Annotated in this window: 11 protein-coding genes; 6 read left to right on the forward strand and 5 right to left on the reverse strand. The window is 52.9% G+C overall.

What is annotated here, in order from left to right; all coding sequences use genetic code 11:
* Positions 1–76: 76 nt before the first annotated feature.
* Both malQ and malP read right to left on the reverse strand, forming a co-directional pair.
* Complete coding sequence (gene malQ / locus B3Z23_RS10585; RefSeq protein WP_294908005.1) at positions 77–2,164, reverse strand: 4-alpha-glucanotransferase; 2,088 nt, start codon at positions 2,162–2,164, stop codon at positions 77–79.
* Between the two features lie 9 nt (positions 2,165–2,173).
* Positions 2,174–4,591: a maltodextrin phosphorylase gene (gene malP, locus B3Z23_RS10590; RefSeq protein WP_294908008.1), complete on the reverse strand. Its 2,418-nt coding sequence runs from the start codon at positions 4,589–4,591 to the stop codon at positions 2,174–2,176.
* A 295-nt stretch (positions 4,592–4,886) separates the two neighbouring features.
* Here malP and malT point away from each other — a divergent pair, with 295 nt between their 5' ends.
* From malT to B3Z23_RS10610, 4 genes are all read left to right on the forward strand, one after another.
* Positions 4,887–7,613, forward strand: coding sequence for an HTH-type transcriptional regulator MalT (gene malT / locus B3Z23_RS10595; RefSeq protein WP_294908011.1), 2,727 nt, complete (start codon positions 4,887–4,889; stop codon positions 7,611–7,613).
* A 454-nt stretch (positions 7,614–8,067) separates the two neighbouring features.
* Positions 8,068–8,508, forward strand: a complete 441-nt coding sequence (locus B3Z23_RS10600; RefSeq protein ID WP_294908014.1) for a hypothetical protein — start codon at positions 8,068–8,070, stop codon at positions 8,506–8,508.
* Between the two features lie 284 nt (positions 8,509–8,792).
* Positions 8,793–9,857, forward strand: a complete 1,065-nt coding sequence (locus B3Z23_RS10605) for a sugar ABC transporter substrate-binding protein (RefSeq protein ID WP_294908017.1) — start codon at positions 8,793–8,795, stop codon at positions 9,855–9,857.
* A gap of 9 nt (positions 9,858–9,866) precedes the next feature.
* Positions 9,867–11,108, forward strand: coding sequence for an LVIVD repeat-containing protein (locus tag B3Z23_RS10610; RefSeq protein WP_294908020.1), 1,242 nt, complete (start codon positions 9,867–9,869; stop codon positions 11,106–11,108).
* Between the two features lie 39 nt (positions 11,109–11,147).
* Here the strand turns inward: B3Z23_RS10610 and B3Z23_RS10615 are convergent, their stop codons facing one another.
* On the reverse strand, positions 11,148–12,482 hold the full coding sequence (locus B3Z23_RS10615) for a PLP-dependent aminotransferase family protein (protein ID WP_294908023.1): 1,335 nt from the start codon (positions 12,480–12,482) through the stop codon (positions 11,148–11,150).
* Between the two features lie 106 nt (positions 12,483–12,588).
* Here B3Z23_RS10615 and B3Z23_RS10620 point away from each other — a divergent pair, with 106 nt between their 5' ends.
* Both B3Z23_RS10620 and B3Z23_RS10625 read left to right on the forward strand, forming a co-directional pair.
* Positions 12,589–13,473 (forward strand): DMT family transporter, encoded by an 885-nt coding sequence (locus tag B3Z23_RS10620; protein WP_294908026.1) that lies wholly within the window; start codon positions 12,589–12,591, stop codon positions 13,471–13,473.
* A 169-nt stretch (positions 13,474–13,642) separates the two neighbouring features.
* Positions 13,643–14,914, forward strand: coding sequence for a flavin-containing monooxygenase (locus tag B3Z23_RS10625; protein ID WP_294908029.1), 1,272 nt, complete (start codon positions 13,643–13,645; stop codon positions 14,912–14,914).
* A gap of 160 nt (positions 14,915–15,074) precedes the next feature.
* Here B3Z23_RS10625 and B3Z23_RS10630 read toward each other — a convergent pair whose 3' ends face one another.
* Both B3Z23_RS10630 and B3Z23_RS10635 read right to left on the reverse strand, forming a co-directional pair.
* Positions 15,075–15,911, reverse strand: coding sequence for an urea carboxylase-associated family protein (locus B3Z23_RS10630; protein WP_294908032.1), 837 nt, complete (start codon positions 15,909–15,911; stop codon positions 15,075–15,077).
* Between the two features lie 17 nt (positions 15,912–15,928).
* On the reverse strand, positions 15,929–16,633 hold the full coding sequence (locus tag B3Z23_RS10635) for a GntR family transcriptional regulator (protein ID WP_294908035.1): 705 nt from the start codon (positions 16,631–16,633) through the stop codon (positions 15,929–15,931).
* Positions 16,634–16,861 lie beyond the last annotated feature (228 nt).

The raw sequence follows: 16,861 nt of genomic DNA on the forward strand, positions 1-16,861 counted from the left end.
AGGTTAAAACAGCATGCGGGAAGCCGTCGGAAGAACCCGCATCTGCACAGCGCGAGAGCAGGTTCTTCCGGGGTGATTAGCCAACCGATACTTTTTTCCTTCGTTTATCCAGGTCTTTAATCAGCTTATTGATATGCTCATCGGCGAATATTTCTTCAAGCGTGTGACTCAGTTTACGTCGCCAGTTTGGATACTCGGTATTGGTGCCTGGAATATTGACCGGGGTCGCCATATCCAGCCAGTCTTCCGGTTGCAGCCCCAGTAAGGCGCAGGCACTGTCGGCGACATAACGCTGTAACCCACGGTTCAGTATCGGAGTCATTTCCATTAATGCTGCACGGTGGCCGGTTTTCTTTGGAATACAGTCATAGTGATGCAGCGCATCGAGCAGGCCCTGTCGGGCGCGAGCGCGGTCCGCGTAGAGTTCCTCCAGTACTTCCTGATCACGGTACAGGCCCAGGGTTTTCCCTTGGGTTAGGTCATCGGCCTGCCAGTAGCCACGCAGCGTTGGCAGATCGTGTGTGGTGAGAGTCGCCATCGCCTGCTGAGGATAGGACTGCGGTGCACGAAAATGGTTTTCTTCATCCTGTTCAAAATACAGCACTTTGTAGGAGTACACCCCGGATTCCCGTAGCTTGCTGACAATCTCCACCGGGACTGTCCCAAGATCTTCACCAATCACCATGCACTGGAGGCGGTGGCTCTCTAAAGCGAGGATCGCCAGCAGATCATCCACCGGATAACGGACATAAGCCCCTTTATCGGCGGTTTCTCCGGAGGGTATCCACCATAAACGCAGCAGGTTCATCACATGATCGATACGTAATGCCCCGCAGTGGGTCATATTCGCCCGCAGCATATCGATAAACGGCTGATAGCCTCGCCGGGCCATGACCCAGGGATCCATCGGGCGCAGATCCCAGTTCTGACCCTGCGGTCCGAGAATGTCTGGTGGTGCCCCGACCGATACATCCAGGCAAAATAGTTCACCATCATCCCAGGTTTCCGATCCGCCGCGAACGATCCCGACCGCCAGATCGCGGTACAGACCGATCGGCATCTCATGCTGCTGGCTGACCTCATAGCAACCGACCAGCTGAGTCTCTGCCAGCCATTGCAGCCAGCAGTAAAATCCGACCTCACGGGTATGTTGTTCGCAGAACTGCTGTACTGCCTTTCCCCGGGCATCATGATACTCTTGCGGCCAGTCGTTCCATCCCAAAGCTTCGCCACGGATTTCTGCCAGATGCTGGTAGAGTGCATCGAATACCGCTTGCAATCTCAGGCTTTCACCACCGCGTTCACTGAATGCGGCCAGATCTTTTACCTGCGGATCCCGGGCAGGACGTTTTATAAACTGCTGATACGCCAGCCGCAGACCGGCCAGTTTCAGTGACATCACTTCACTGTAATCGACAAACTCAGCGGCACGTGCGGCTTTCAGCCTGTTTTGGGTTTGGGGTAACGCCCACCACTGTTGTGCTTCGTCACTGTGCCTGAAATCTTCGATGGCATTCACATCGATATAAATGATATTCAGCCAGCGCCGGGTAGAGGGGCTGTAAGGGCTGGCCGCGGTCGGATTTGCCGGGTAAAGCGCGTGAATGGGGTTGAGACCCACAAATGCGCCGCCACGTTCGGCAATCTGTGGCAGCAACTGTCTGAGGTCTCCGAAATCACCGATTCCCCAGTTATTCTCAGACCGTAGCGTATAGAGTTGAATGCAGGCTCCCCACAGCTTTTTTCCAGAAAGCAGGGCTTCCGGTTCAAAGCAACGTTTCGGGGCGACAATCACCCGGCAGTGCCATTGTTGTTCGTCGCGGGAGAGAGTCAGCTGATGATATCCGACGGGAATTTTTCCCGGCAGCACCAGCGTCATCTCGCCACTGATCCGGCCCTGATGGCGGGTGCCGTTCTCCTGCTGCAACTGCCACTGATATTCGCCGTTACCACTGACCGGCAGGGCCAGACGGCCGCCGGTGGTAAACACCCGTACCCCGGGCACCGGGCTAAATTCCGGCTCCGGGCGGTGGCTAAAATTCATGGCATCTAACAGTTTTTGCCGGGTCTCCGGGGCAGTCTCCTGTTGTTTACCATGTGCATTGATAAAGCCGGAGGAGATACCCGCTTCTCTGGCTGCCTGTTCCAGTGCTTTGTTGTCCATGCAGTCTCCTTAGCGTTTTGCCTGCCAGATCCGTTGCTGATAGTCACGGATAGAGCGATCGGAGCTGAAGATCCCGACACGGGCAGTATTAAGAATCGTTTTACGGGTCCAGAGGGAGCGGTCACGATACTGATCGGCCGCAAGTTGCTGGGCTTTGCTGTAAGCCGCAAAGTCAGCCAGCACCAGGTAGGGATCGCCGCCACTGAGCAGACTGTCCAGCATCAGCCGGAAGGCATCGGTATCTCCGTCGCTGAAAAAGCCATTTTCCAGTTCGCTGAGGATAGCATCGAGGTGCTTATCTTTTTTGCGGATTTTGAGCGGATCATAGCCCGCAGACTGCAATGCTTTTACCTGATCGACCGTATGACCAAAAATAAAGATATTCTCTTCACCCACCTGGTCGGCGATTTCTACATTGGCACCATCGAGGGTCCCGATAGTCAGGGCACCATTCAGCGCCAGCTTCATATTGCCGGTACCGGAGGCCTCTTTACCTGCCGTGGAGATTTGCTCAGAGAGATCGGCGGCCGGAATCATGAGTTCGGCGACGGATACCCGATAATCCGGGATAAACACCACCTTAAGACGCCCGGCAACCTGCGGGTCATGATTAACTTTTTCGGCGACCTTGTTAATGGCATAAATAATATTTTTCGCCAGGTAATAACCCGGCGCAGCTTTAGCGCCGAACAGGAACACCCTGGGCACAATATCGGCCTTTGGATTATCCCGCAGTTGACGGTATAACGACAGAATATGCAGCAGATTCAGATGCTGGCGTTTGTATTCGTGCAGGCGTTTAATCTGCACATCAAACATCGCCTCCGGGTTCAGTTCCAGACCCGTCACATTTTTGACGTACTGCACCAGCTTATCTTTATTTTCACGCTTAATTTGCTGATAACGTTGGCAGAACGCGGGGTCATCTACTGCGCTTTCCAGTCCTTTCAGTGCATCGAGATTATCTACCCACGGAGTGTCCAGTCGCTCATCAATCAGGTCTGATAATGCCGGATTACATAATTTCAGCCAGCGACGTGGTGTGATGCCGTTGGTCACATTATGAAATTTATTCGGCCATAGCTGGTGATATTCCGGAAACAGATCTTTCACTACCAGCTCTGAGTGCAGGGCCGCCACACCATTAACTGCAAAGCCACTGACCACGCACAGATTGGCCATGCGTATCTGCCGGTCCTGATGAACAGAAAGCTTTTCCCAGATTTCAGGCTGGCCGGGCCACTGTTTTTCGACCAGTTTTTTAAACCGCGAATTCAGGGTTTTGATGATCGAGAAGTGGCGAGGCAGCAGGCTTTTGACCAGTTTTTCGTCCCAGCGCTCCAGTGCTTCAGGCATCAGAGTGTGGTTGGTATAGGCGAAAGTACGGCTGCTGATCTCCCAGGCGGCATCCCATTCCAGCTGATGCTCATCCAGCAGAATGCGCAACAGTTCAGGGATGGCAATGGTCGGGTGGGTATCATTCAACTGAATGACTTCATACTTAGGCAAATCAGCAATCTTACGTCCTGCTTTATGATGGCGGCGCAAAATATCGGCAACGGAGCAGGCGCACTGGAAATACTGCTGCATCAGACGCAGGCGCTTGCCAGCTTCATGGTTATCATTGGGGTAGAGCACTTTAGTCAGTTTTTCGGCATCGATACCCTGCTGCTCCGCCTGCAGAAATTTTCCGTCATTGAACAGGCTAAGGTCAAACGGATGAACACCGGTAGCCTGCCATAACCGCAGTGGTTGGCTGATTCCGTTACGGTAGCCTGCTACCGGCAGATCATGGGCTTCACCACGCAGAGTAAAGGCGGGTTGCCACTGTTCTTTACCCTGGCTGTCACGGGTCAGTTTGCCACCAAAAGCCACATCCACCGCCAGCGCGCTGTTATGGCTGAACCACGGGTAATGTTCACGTTGCCAGTTATCCGGCGCTTCATGTTGCTGGCCCTGAACAAACGACTGGCGAAACAGGCCGTACTGATAATTTAAGCCGTAGCCGGTGGCAGACTGACCCACGGTGGCCATCGAATCCAGGAAACAAGCGGCCAGCCGGCCTAAACCACCATTGCCCAGCGCCGGATCCGTCTCCTGTTCCAGTACATCGGCCAGTTCCACACCATATTGTTTCAGGGTCTCTGCCACGCTCTGATACCAGCCGAGATTGATCAGATTGTTGGAGGTCAGACGACCTATCAGAAACTCCATCGAGATATAATTGACGTGGCGTTGTGTCTGGTCAGCGATTGCTTCAGACGGCTGCGCCTTAAGAAGTTCACTGAGAGCTGCACTGGTTGCCTGCCACCACTGATGCGGGGTCATTTCCTCCGCCCGCTGCAAACCATAGCCCTGCCACTGGCGTTTTAGTGCGTCTGAAAATTGCGTCTTATCTAAAGTCACCTGATCACCTGCCTCATTCATCGGTCATGATTGGAATAGATTATCGCTATGCTGTATCCAGTGAAGGGCGGCAGCATCCTCCTGATGACGATTAGACAGGGAGGAGGAACAGGGCGTAGCCGGAGGACACTGGCCTGGGAAGAATAAGACTCTAAAAAGCCTTGCTCAAAATGTGACGGAGAGCAACTAAACGATATGTAAAAACGTAACAATATTGCAATTGATGTTTCAAAGGTAGAAGTTATAAAAAAATGATTAATTCAGTTAATGAAATAAAGATGATGCAAGCCGGAGACGGCGATAAGAGCTGGATATTATGCTGATACCTTCTAAACTCAGCCGCCCAGTGCGGCAGCAGAATACTGTAGTCAGGGAACGACTGCTCAAGCGCCTTTCGATGGCCACGGCGTATCGTTTGACTCTGGTTTCCGGCCCTGCCGGTTACGGAAAAACAACGTTAGTTTCTCACTGGGCCGCAGGTAGTAATGAGCTGGGCTGGTACTCTCTGGATGAAAGTGATAATCAGCCGGAGCGTTTTGCCGGGTATCTGATGGCTGCAATTCAGCAGGCCTGTGGAGGGCATTGTGTTAAAAGTGAAGCCATGAGCCAGAAGCTCCAGTATGCCAGCCTGTCAGCCCTGTTTTCTCAGTTGTTTGTCGAGCTTTCTGACTGGCACCGCCCATTATTGCTGGTTATTGATGACTATCATCTGATCTCTAATGAAGAAATTCATGAGGCGATGCGTTTCTTTTTGCGTCATCAGCCGGAGAATGTTTCTCTGGTGATCCTCTCCCGGACCGTGCCTCCACTGGGTATTGCTAATCTGCGGGTGCGTGAGCAGTTATTGGAACTGACCACTCAGCAACTGGCATTTAACCACCAGGAAACCCAGCAATTTTTTGATTACCGTTTGAAAGATCCGATTGACCAAAGCGACAGCCGGCAGTTATGTGATGAAGTTGCGGGCTGGGTCACAGCGTTACAATTAATCGCGTTTTCTGCCCGTCAGTCTGCCGGTTCCCCGCAACAAACTGTTCGTCAGTCAGCCAGCAAACTTGCAGGACTGAATGCCGGCCATTTGTGTGAATATCTGTCTGATGAAGTGATGGATCGTGAAGATGGCGCCACCCGTGACTTCCTGCTCCGCAGCTCAGTGTTACGTTCTATGAATGATGCTCTGATTATGCGTCTGACTAACGGTGAGTTTGGACAGCAGCGACTCGAAGAGCTGGAGCGACAGGGGCTGTTTATCCACCGGATGGATGACAATGGTGAATGGTTCAGTTTCCATCCTTTGTTTGCTGGTTTTTTGCGTCAACGCTGTCAGAGAGAGCTGGCCACTGAATTGCCGGCTATTCACCGGGCTGCTGCCGAAGGCTGGCTGGCACAAGGCTTTCCTGCCGAGGCCATTTATCATGCGCTGAGAGCCAGTGATACGCTACTGTTACGTGAAATTCTTCTTCAGCACGCCTGGGTGCTGTTCAACCAGAGTGAGTTGCGGTTACTGGAACAATGCCTGAACGCATTACCGAATGAACTATTGTTCGAAGAACCCACACTGGTATTGCTGCAGGCCTGGCTGGCCCAAAGTCAGCATCGCTACACTGAGGTGGATGCACTGCTGACGGGGGTTGAAGCGGAAATGCAGCGACGTAATATTGATATGCCGGCGGAGGTCATTGGCGGGTTTAATGCATTACGTGCCCAGGTGGCGATTAACGATGGTCGCCAGGAAGAAGCAGAAGCGCTGGCGGCTAATGCGCTGGCGCACCTTCCACATGAAAGTTATTACAGCCGGATCGTTGCTACCTCGGTCACCGGGGAAATTCAGCATTGTAAAGGCGATTTAGTGCGTGCGTTGCCACTGATGCAGCAGACGGAGCAGATAGCCAGACGGTATCAGGCCTATCACTATGCTCTGTGGGCATTGCTGCAACAGAGTGAGATTCTGATTGCTCAGGGCTATCTGCAGGCAGCTTATGAAATGCAGGACCGGGCCTTTGAGCTGGTCAGGGAGCAGCATTTAGAGCAGTTGCCCATGCATGAGTTTTTACTGCGTTTACGTGCTCAGGTGCTGTGGTCCTGGTCGAGACTGGACGATGCGGAGCAGGCCGCCCGCGAAGGGCTGACGGTGCTGGAAAACTATCAGCCGCAACAGCAGTTACAGTGCCTGGCACTCCTGGCAAAATGCGCGCTGGCCAGGGGGCAGATAGATAATGCCAGCTACCATTTACAGCGTTGTGAAAGGCTACTGAAAACCGGTCAGTATCATACCGACTGGATCACTAATACCGATAAACCCCTGGTAATTTACTGGCAAATGATCGGTGATAAAGCAGCCGCCCGCCAGTGGTTATTACAGGCACGTAAACCTGACGTAGCGGGTAACCATTTTCAGCAGGGACAGTGGCGAAATATTTCCAGGGTTATGATTTTACTGGAAAAATATAATGAAGCCGAAGTGGTGCTGGATGAGCTGAATCAGAATGCCCGACAGTTGCGTTTGATAAGTGATCTGAACCGCAACCTGTTGCTGAGTAATTTGCTTTACTGGCAGACTGGCCGGAAAACCGAGGCTCAGCGGGTTCTTTTAGAAGCCCTGACTCTGGCAAACCGTACCGGATTTATCAGCCACTTTGTGATTGAAGGCGAAATGATGGCACAGCAACTGCGCCAACTGATGCAGTTAAATCTGTTACCTGAACTGGAACTGCGGCGGGCTGAACAGATATTACGGGAAATAAACCAGCATCACCGGCACAAGTTTGCCCATTTTGATGAGGGATTTGTCAGTAAACTGCTGACTAATCCCCGGGTCCCGGAGCTTATTCGTACCAGCCCGTTGACCCAACGTGAATGGCAGGTGTTGGGACTGATTTATTCGGGATACAGCAATGATCAGATTGCCGGTGAACTGGATGTGGCTTCGACCACCATTAAAACCCATATTCGCAATTTGTATCAGAAACTGGGGGTCGCTCATCGCCAGGAAGCTGTGCAACAGGCGCAGCAGTTATTGAAAGTCATGGGATACACTGCCTGAATAAGTTCCGGCACTGATATGCAGTGCCGGAAAGTGGAGATCATTAGTGCGCGACTTCCTGTCGCGCGTTATCTGTCACCTGATAATTTTTCTGATTATCAGGACCTCTCCATGCATTTGCCTCATTGCCAAAGATGACGTTGGCAAACGCCTCCGATTTCACCGGCTTATCATCGCCACGACTACAGCGACCGATACCCGATACCCGCCCCCCGGCAGCAGGAAGTAACGCAGGAAAGAGTGGGTCGCCTGCTGGCCCAGCGTTTTCACCACACCAAGATGATAAGCCTGAGAGATAACCGGACTGAGGAGTCGTTAGCCGGCTTATTGCTCTGTGGGCAGATAAACAGCTTACAGTCCGACTGTTGGGCTGTATATTGCCGGAAGCGTAAAATAATCGATAAAACAGTGTTGCTAAGGCGCAAAGGACGCGGCCGGAAGCCGGAGAATCACCATGTCAGGTTACATTTTTTCTGTATCAGCAGATTCAGTGACATTTTATCAGTCACCCTTGCAGTTACTGTCTGAGCTGCAAGGCGGTTATCAGCAGGCCGCCGCCGGATTATTTAACGCCGGTCAGGTGGATGCCTGGGGGGTAGAAATGCTTATCTACCGTGTGGAAGAGATTCTCGAATCGCAGGGCGGGAAACTGCCGGGGCCGGGGGAAGCCCGCAGCAATGATGCGCTGCTTCAGCAGGTCAGCCAGCGCTGGCTGGCGGGCAGGAGTGACATCACCCCGCAGGCACTGGAAAGCGCCTTTAATCAACTGACGGACCGGCTTTCTTACGGTCCGCTGCAGCTTAGCGCCGGAGACATTACTGCATTTTGCTACCTGGTTTTTTTGCGGGAAATGACTCATCACTTGCGTATCAGCCATATCCGCTATCAGTCCTGACACCCTGTGCAGATAAATTTCTGGGATGCCTGCGTAAGGCAGTAGCCAGTAGTGAACGGATTAGGTAGTATCACGTTCAGACATCCAGACGTATGTATGTTTGGAAGGATATCCCGGCAGAGAATCCGCGTTACCGGATTTGACTGGCCTGGCGGGAGACGGTTAAGGACAGGCAGCAAAAAACCAGGCAGGGCTGCAGGAAAATAACCGCAGTCGTTCTCTGCATTATTTTCTGAAAATCACAATAATCAGCCTGATGACAGGCGAACATTTCGGGGCAGAAGATGAAAAAAATAGCACTCTCGTTACTGGCACTGAGTTTATTTAGCAGCACTGCGGCTTTTGCCGAAACACCGGCGCCGCTACCGGCAGCTCTGGCTAACCATCAGGGACCCGTGCGTATCGCGGTAATCCGTAACCTGGGGTCAGACGATAACACCACCCAGTTTGTGGCTGGTGCCATAAAGCAGGCGCGTAAGCTGGGTTTTAAAGTGAATACCTTTCTGAGCAACGGAGATGACGCCCGTTTCCAGGATTTCGTGAATCAGGCGATTACCCAGAAGTATGACGGCATTATTTTGTCGCAGGGCCGCGCTCCCTATTCTGAAGCGCTGGTTAAACAGATTGTCAAAGCAGGGATTGCGGTGTCGGTATTTGATACCGCAGTACCGGATAACATTCCAGGCGTCACTGTAACTCAGCAGGACGATGCATCGCTGACCGATATGTCCTTTGGGCAACTGGTCAAAGATTTCCATGGTAAAGCCAACATCGTGAAACTTTGGGTGGCTGGCTTTCCGCCGATGGATCGTCGTGAAAAAGAGTACCAGAAACTGCTGCAACAAAATCCGGGGATAAAACAACTGGAATCGCTGGGGGCTGTCTCCAGTGACGTTCAGGGAGATACCGCCAATAAAGTCGGAGCCATTCTGGCGAAATATCCAAAAGGCAAAATTGACGCTATCTGGGGCTCCTGGGATGCCTTTAGTCAGGGAGCCTATAAAGCGCTGCAGGAAAATGGTCGTACCGAAATTAAACTGTACAGCATCGATATTTCCAATCAGGACCTGCAGATGATGCACAGTAAAAACAGCCCGTGGCAGATGACCGCGGCGGTTGATCCACAACTGATTGGGGCAACAAACGTCCGTTTGGTGGCGCTGAAAATTGCCGGTGAAAAGACTCCGGCGACTTATGATTTTAAAGCGTCATCTGTATCTCAGGCCCTGCTGAATCAACAGAGTGGCGAAGTGAATATGGCCAGCCTGGCTAAAATTATCCCTGGCTGGGGACAGACTAATGATTTCGTCGCTCCCTGGTTCGCGACACTGGAAGCTAAAGCAAAGTAAGGGGTCAGAATGAGCGCATTACCGCAACCCGACTACAGCCGTAATATGCGGCTGATTGGTCACAGCTGTCAGGGCGGCAGGCCTGATGGCGTGCAGTTGATGGTGCACCGTGGCTTTGCTTATATCGGGCATATGGTCTCTTCAGGATTTTCGGTGGTGGATGTGCGTGATCCTGCCCGGCCAAAAACCGTCAATTATGTCGCAGCCCCGCCAGGTACGTGGAATGTTCATTTGCAGGCCCATGATGATCTGCTGCTGGTGATTAATGCCCGTGATCTGTTTGCTGATGCGCGCTTCGCAGATGAAAAGGTCTATTACACCCGTCAGGTGGGCCATACCGTGAGTGATGTACAGGATAAAGGCTGGAGTGCGGGGCTGAGGATATTTGATATTTCCTCTCCACAGCAGCCAAGGGAAATCAGCTTTCTGTCGCTGGATGGTATTGGAATTCACCGTATCTGGTATGTAGGTGGCCGCTGGGCCTATGTTTCGGCACTGATCGATGGCTTTACTGACTATATCTTCCTGACCATTGATCTGGCCGACCCGCGTAAGCCTGAAGTCGCCGGAAGATGGTGGTTACCGGGGATGAATCAGCAGACCGGTGAGGTGCCTGACTGGCCGGAAGGCAAACGCTATGCTCTGCATCACGCGATAATCAGCGGCGATACCGCCTATGGCTGTTGGCGGGATGGCGGGCTGACGATTCTGGACGTGAAAGACCGGACCGCGCCTCAGTTGCTGAGCCACCGCAACTGGAGCCCGCCGTTTGGCGGAGGGACACACACCGCACTACCGTTACCGGATCGCGACCTGCTGGTAGTGCTGGATGAAGCTGTGCTGGATGAGCAGCAGGACGGTGAAAAACTGATCTGGTTGTTTGATATCCGCGATAAGACCAACCCGGTGAGTATCTCCACCTTTCCACAGCCGGATGACACCGATTATCTGGCAAAAGGGGCGCATTTCGGGCCGCATAATCTGCATGAGAACCGGCCGGGCAGCTTTATCAGTTCAACACTGATTTTTGCTACTTACCAGAATGCCGGAGTCAGGGCTTTTGATATCAGTAATCCGTATCGTCCGGTGGAGACGGGGGCACTGGTGCCTGCTGCGCCACAAAAAATGATGGATACACGGCCCGGACGGCCAAAGGTCATTCAGTCCTGCGACGTGTTTGTGGATGCAGAAGGTATTATTTACAGCACCGACTACAATGCCGGGCTGTCGATCATCGAATACCTGGGATAACCAGATAAGCCAGTCGACAGGCTGGCTTTTTTCTCTGTATTACAGATCTCTGAAATACTCAATGGCTTCTCTGACCTGCTGCAACGCCGTTTCCAGAACTGGCAGATCCACGGATCCCAGCGCGATACGTAACGCATCGGGTGGATTCCCCGTGACCGAAAAAGGCTCCGCTGTGGAAACCGCAATGTTCATCCCGGCCAGCCGGCTGGCAACCCGACTGGCACGTATCTCACCAGGCAGCGGTATCCAGAGAAAATAAGAATCCGGATGTCCGGTAGGGTTCAGGTCACCCAGAATCTGGCGGGCCAGCGCCTGGCGTTTCCTGGCATCCTGACGTTTCATCGCTTCTAACCGTTGTACCGTTCCATCCTGCAACCAACCACGGATCAGGCTGGTCAGTAGTGCCGGGGTATTCCAGCTGGTCGCACGAATTGCCCGTTCGAGCTGTGGTCGATAGCAGGCAGGCGCCACCACTACGCCAACCCGCAATCCGGTGGCGATATTTTTTGAAAAACCGGAAATATACAGGGTGCGTTCCGGCGCGAACCGACACAGCGGAGCAGGCGGTTTTTTTACCAGCCGGGCATAGGCCGCATCTTCAATAAGTAACAGGTCATGCTGACGGCCTATCGCAGCCAGGGCTTTACGTTGCGAGCTGGTTAATACCCAGCCCAGTGGATTGTGCAGTGTTGGCATGCAGTACAGGGCTTTGACCCGCCTTTGCTGGCAGAGCAATTGTAGTGCACTGAGATCCGGTCCGCGCGGGGTGACGGGTATAGGTACCACTTCCAGATGGCACAGGCTGGCCAGGGCTTTAAATCCGGGATAAGTCACCGTATCGGCAGCAATGACATCGCCGGGTTGCAACAGGCTCATCAGAATTATATTCAGGCCATGCTGTGCGCCATTGACGATTAACACATCCTCCGCACTGGCGTTGACTCCGGCCGACTGTACCCAGTCAGCTATCGCCTGTCTGTCGGCCAGCCTGCCGGCATGCGGCTGATAACGTAGTAATGCTGCCAGATCGCTGCTGTCACTCAGCTGGCGCAATGCCTGCCGCAGCCAGGGGGTTTGCTGCTCCAGCATCGGATAGTTAAAACTCAGATCAACAATATCGCTGGCAATTTCCTGTTGATCGACCCCCATACCGGGGGGCAGTGAAATATCCCTGACAAAGGTGCCGCGTCCTGTTTCGCCCTGAATCAGACCGATGGCCATCAGTTCGGCATAGACACGGCTGGCGGTAGCCAGTGAAATCTGGTGCTGACGGGCGAGTGCGCGGTGAGTGGGCAGGCGATCTCCGGCTATCAGTCGGCCGTGGCGGATATCTGTCGCAAACTGATCCACCAGCAATTTGTAGCGGTTTCTCATCGGATGTATCCATGACAATTTTTTGATTGTCATAAATGATGCGAATTAATCTCTCCGCGGTCAACCGGATGATTTTCCGGTCTGTCCACCTTACAGGAGACGAATAATGAATAAACAGGCTGACTGCCCGGGAAGTACGCCACTGGCCGGAATTCTTCAGGGGCTGACCGGAGTGATAATTTTTAGCGGTTCGTTACCTGCCACCCGCATCGCGGTTCAGCAGATGGACCCGCTGTTCCTGACATTTTGTCGTGCAGCGATCGCCGGTTTACTGGCATTACTGCTGGTTTTCCGCAGACGTGCTCACAGGACGAAGCTGGATCGTCGTGATATTTGCGGATTGCTCACGGTTGCTGCCGGCGTGGTGATCGGTTTTCCTCTGCTCAGTGCGCTGGCATTGCAACAGATGAGTGCCTCGCATTCGATCATTTTCCTGGCCCTGCTTCCGCTGATGACTGCGCTGTGTGCGGTGTTGCTGGGCGCTGAACGCCCGGCATTCCGTTTCTGGATAGCTGCACTTTGTGGCAGCGCCCTGGTCGGCAGTTTTTCTGTATCACAGCCTGGCAGCGGCAGTTTACAGGGAGATGCACTGATGCTGGCGGCTGTTGCGGTCTGTGGCCTGGGATATGCCGAAGGTGCGCGTCTGTCCAGGCGGTTGGGTGGATTACAGGTCATTTGCCTGGCGCTGATCTTCTGCCTGCCGCTGACTCTGCCAGTCAGCCTGCTGACCTGTCCGCTCAGTTTGACTGACATCAGTATCCGCGGGCAACTGGCACTGGGATATGTCTCGCTGTTCAGTATGTTGATTGGGTTTATTTTCTGGTATCAGGGACTCGCCACGGGAGGCATAGCAGTGGTCGGGCAGTTGCAGTTATTACAGCCGTTTTTTGGTCTGATGCTGTCAGCTCTGCTGTTAGGGGAAACCCTTACACTTCAGGTACTGGCGGTGACCGCCGGGGTCATTGTTTGTGTCGTCATCGCGAGGCGCTGAACACGGTTGTGATGACGGGCCAATGACTGACCATCATTATTTTATAGCCAGTAACCAGTTTTAAAGTATTTTACTAAAACCCGTTGCGTCCTTACTTTGGAGTCAATTAATGATGATTCACTAAGTACAGGGTAATGCTGTACCGAAAACCCTGCAGGGGATAGAGCTAATGACGACTGAGAAACTGGAAGTAGATACGCTGGTGGTTGGGGCCGGGCAGGCGGGTGTAGCGATGAGTGAACACCTGACCAAACTGGAAATTCCTCACCTGGTGATTGAGCGTAACCGCATTGCCGGTAACTGGAGAAGCCGTCGCTGGGACAGCCTGGTGGCTAACGGCCCGGCCTGGCATGACCGCTTCCCGAATATGGAATTTGCTGATGTCAGTCCTGATGGCTTTGCCCCAAAAGAGAGTGTTGCTGACTATTTTGAAGCCTATGCCGAAAAATTTAATGCCCCCATTCGCACCGGTGTCGAAGTTAAAAAAGTGACCCGCAACACAGGGCGTCCTGGATTTACCATTGAAACGTCCGAAGGAATTATCGAAGCCCGCCGTCTGGTGGCTGCCACCGGTCCTTTCCAGAAGCCGGTTATCCCGCCGGTCATCCCACAGGATATTGGTCTGACCCAAATCCACTCCGCCGATTACCATAACCCGCAGCAGTTACCCGAAGGTGGGGTACTGGTGGTGGGTGCCGGTTCTTCCGGAGTTCAGATTGCCGAAGAGTTGTGCCGTGCCGGCAAAAAGGTTTATCTGTCGGTCGGTGCCCATGATCGTCCGCCGCGCGCCTATCGTAATCGCGATTTTTGCTGGTGGCTGGGTGTGCTGGGTGAGTGGGATGCCACGGCGACAAAACCGGGTAAAGAGCACGTGACGATTGCGGTCAGCGGTGCCAACGGGGGTTACACCATCGATTTCCGGAAACTGGCGAACGAGGGGGTCAATCTTGTAGGGCTGACCCGCGGTTACGCTGACGGTAAAGTCAGCTTTGCCGATGATTTGGCACAGAATATTGCCAATGGTGATGCCAGCTATCTGGGGATGTTACAGGCTGCCGATCAGTATATTGCCCGAAACGGTCTGGATTTACCTCCGGAGCCTGAAGCACATGAAATTCTGCCGGACCCGCCTTGCATTACAAACCCGACACTCTCGTTGGATCTGCAGGCCGAAGGGATCACTTCTATTGTCTGGGCTACCGGTTATTCGACAGATTACAGCTGGTTGCAGGTAGATGCCTTTGATGCTCAGGGCAAACCCCAACACCAGCGGGGGATCTCTTCCGAGCCGGGTATTTATTTCCTGGGTCTGCCGTGGTTATCACGTCGGGGTTCAACCTTTATCTGGGGTGTCTGGCACGATGCTAAATATATTGCTGACCAGATTGCTATCCAGCGCCAGTATATGAATTATCACCAGCAGTCGGAATCGACAAAGTAATTTTCTGTCATCAGCGCCGTTCCTGAGTCCACTGGCGGCGCTGAATCCGGAAACTGACTGTCAGCCAACACCAGGGCCATGGCAGGTTTTTAATCATAATTTTACCCGCACTACGGTTTCCCCCTGAGGTATTTATCTGACCACAGGGGGATTTTTTTCGTTACCAGCTCACCGGTTTCAGTTGCATTCCGTGATTTCCACGGTAGTCCGGAGACTTTGGTGAACTCCAGCCGGTCAGCAGTTCAGTCTGGGGTTTGAAAATCTCCACCCCCAACGGCCGGCAGACTTTCAGTGTATCTTCAGCTTCATCTCCCCACATGGGCAGTGATAAGTCACCCCCGGGGCAGGTGGAAATTGCGCATAACAGATCGATTTCGGCAAAGAACTCCAGGTAGTCCCCGGATTGTGCCGGGCAGGCCTTCATAAAGTACTGATCATTATCATTCAGACCGGTGCACTGGAACACATTCATCACATCGTGAACATCAAATTCGGTCAGACCCCATGGCTGAACCGCACGCACCAGATTTGAATGACAGTGATGATCAAAATCTTCCCCGGTCAGCAGCTTATTCACATAAGGATCGCAGCGGGTGCCCAGTAAGTCATGAACACGACCACCGTCACTGTCTGTCCCATAATCTGCCAGCGAATCGGCGGTGATGGTCGCCATCGGGCGGATAAAGGGCAGATTCGACCACAGACGATCGTAGACCGAAAGATGTGCCCGCTGTAACTGACGAGTCCGGGAGACCCACATTCTTTCCCGTGGGTCATTGCGGTTCCAGATATTCAGATCACCTACCTGAGGGCCTTGCGGGGCGGTAATACGGAACAAGTGACCAGCGGGTACTTCCCAGGCAAATCCGGTGCGGATCGGCACCAGATGGGAAGAGAGCAGTTCATGCGGACCCTCGGCCAGCGATTTATAAAACTCGCGGTCCACATCCAGGGCTGAACCAGAGGTACTTTGATAGGCAGCAGGATAATTCGACATCAGGGTAATTCTCCGTATTAAACAGGATGACTAAAAGAGGCGGTGAGCTGGCGTTCCGAATAATCGAGGTAATCGATCAATGCAGAACAGGCTGCCTGAGATTGTTGCTGGCGCAGAAGTGACAGAATGTCCTGGTCGCGGGCAATCCAGGGGAGCTGGAATTCCCGCTCTGCGGCACCGCTGCAGAACAACAGACGTAACTGGGCCAGCAGGACACTGAAAAAGTCGTTGAAACGCTGACAGCCCAGCATCCGGACAATACTTTGGTGAAAGCGCAGACTCTGTGTACCCACTTCGCGCCACTGTTCCGTACTGGCGGCCAGAGTAGCGTTATCGAGATGTTGTTGCATACGGTAGAGATGAAACTCACTGACCGGCGTATTGGTGGTCAGTGCCAACACCTCCAGATGCCGGCGGGCCTTAAAAATGTCGCGGATATCACGTCGGTCCAGCTGTCGGACAAATACTCCGCGATTTTGCTGATAGTTCACCAGCCCCTCAGCATGCAGAAAGCGCAGTGCTTCCCGCAGGGTATTACGTGAACTGTCACAACGTTCTGCCAGCTCTGTCTCTGCCAGTGGCTGACCGGCAATCAGGTTACCGTTAATAATATTCTCCCGCAGCAGGGTAGCGACCCGCGCAAATGCGGGCAGCCCTGAATAATCGGTATTATCCGGAATTTCAATATTCAACTGTCGGGAGACATTGCTCAATTCCAACATCGTGACCTCTCAGAAAGGCTTTATTGTTGAACAATGGATAAGCATTTTTTATGCCATGTTATAATTTATTATAAATCAATTGATTATATTAAAATGAGTCCGGAAGAGAGGAAGTCATGTCACAACACAGGGCAAAGTGTTGTGCCAGTTGCCCTGTGAAGGAAGTCATTGCTGTGGGAAACGACTGCCAGAGACCGGGTGAAACAAGCAGTGCTTCATCAGGTCTGC

This window comes from Tatumella sp. UBA2305 (assembly GCF_002345795.1).
GTDB lineage: Bacteria > Pseudomonadota > Gammaproteobacteria > Enterobacterales > Enterobacteriaceae > Tatumella > Tatumella morbirosei.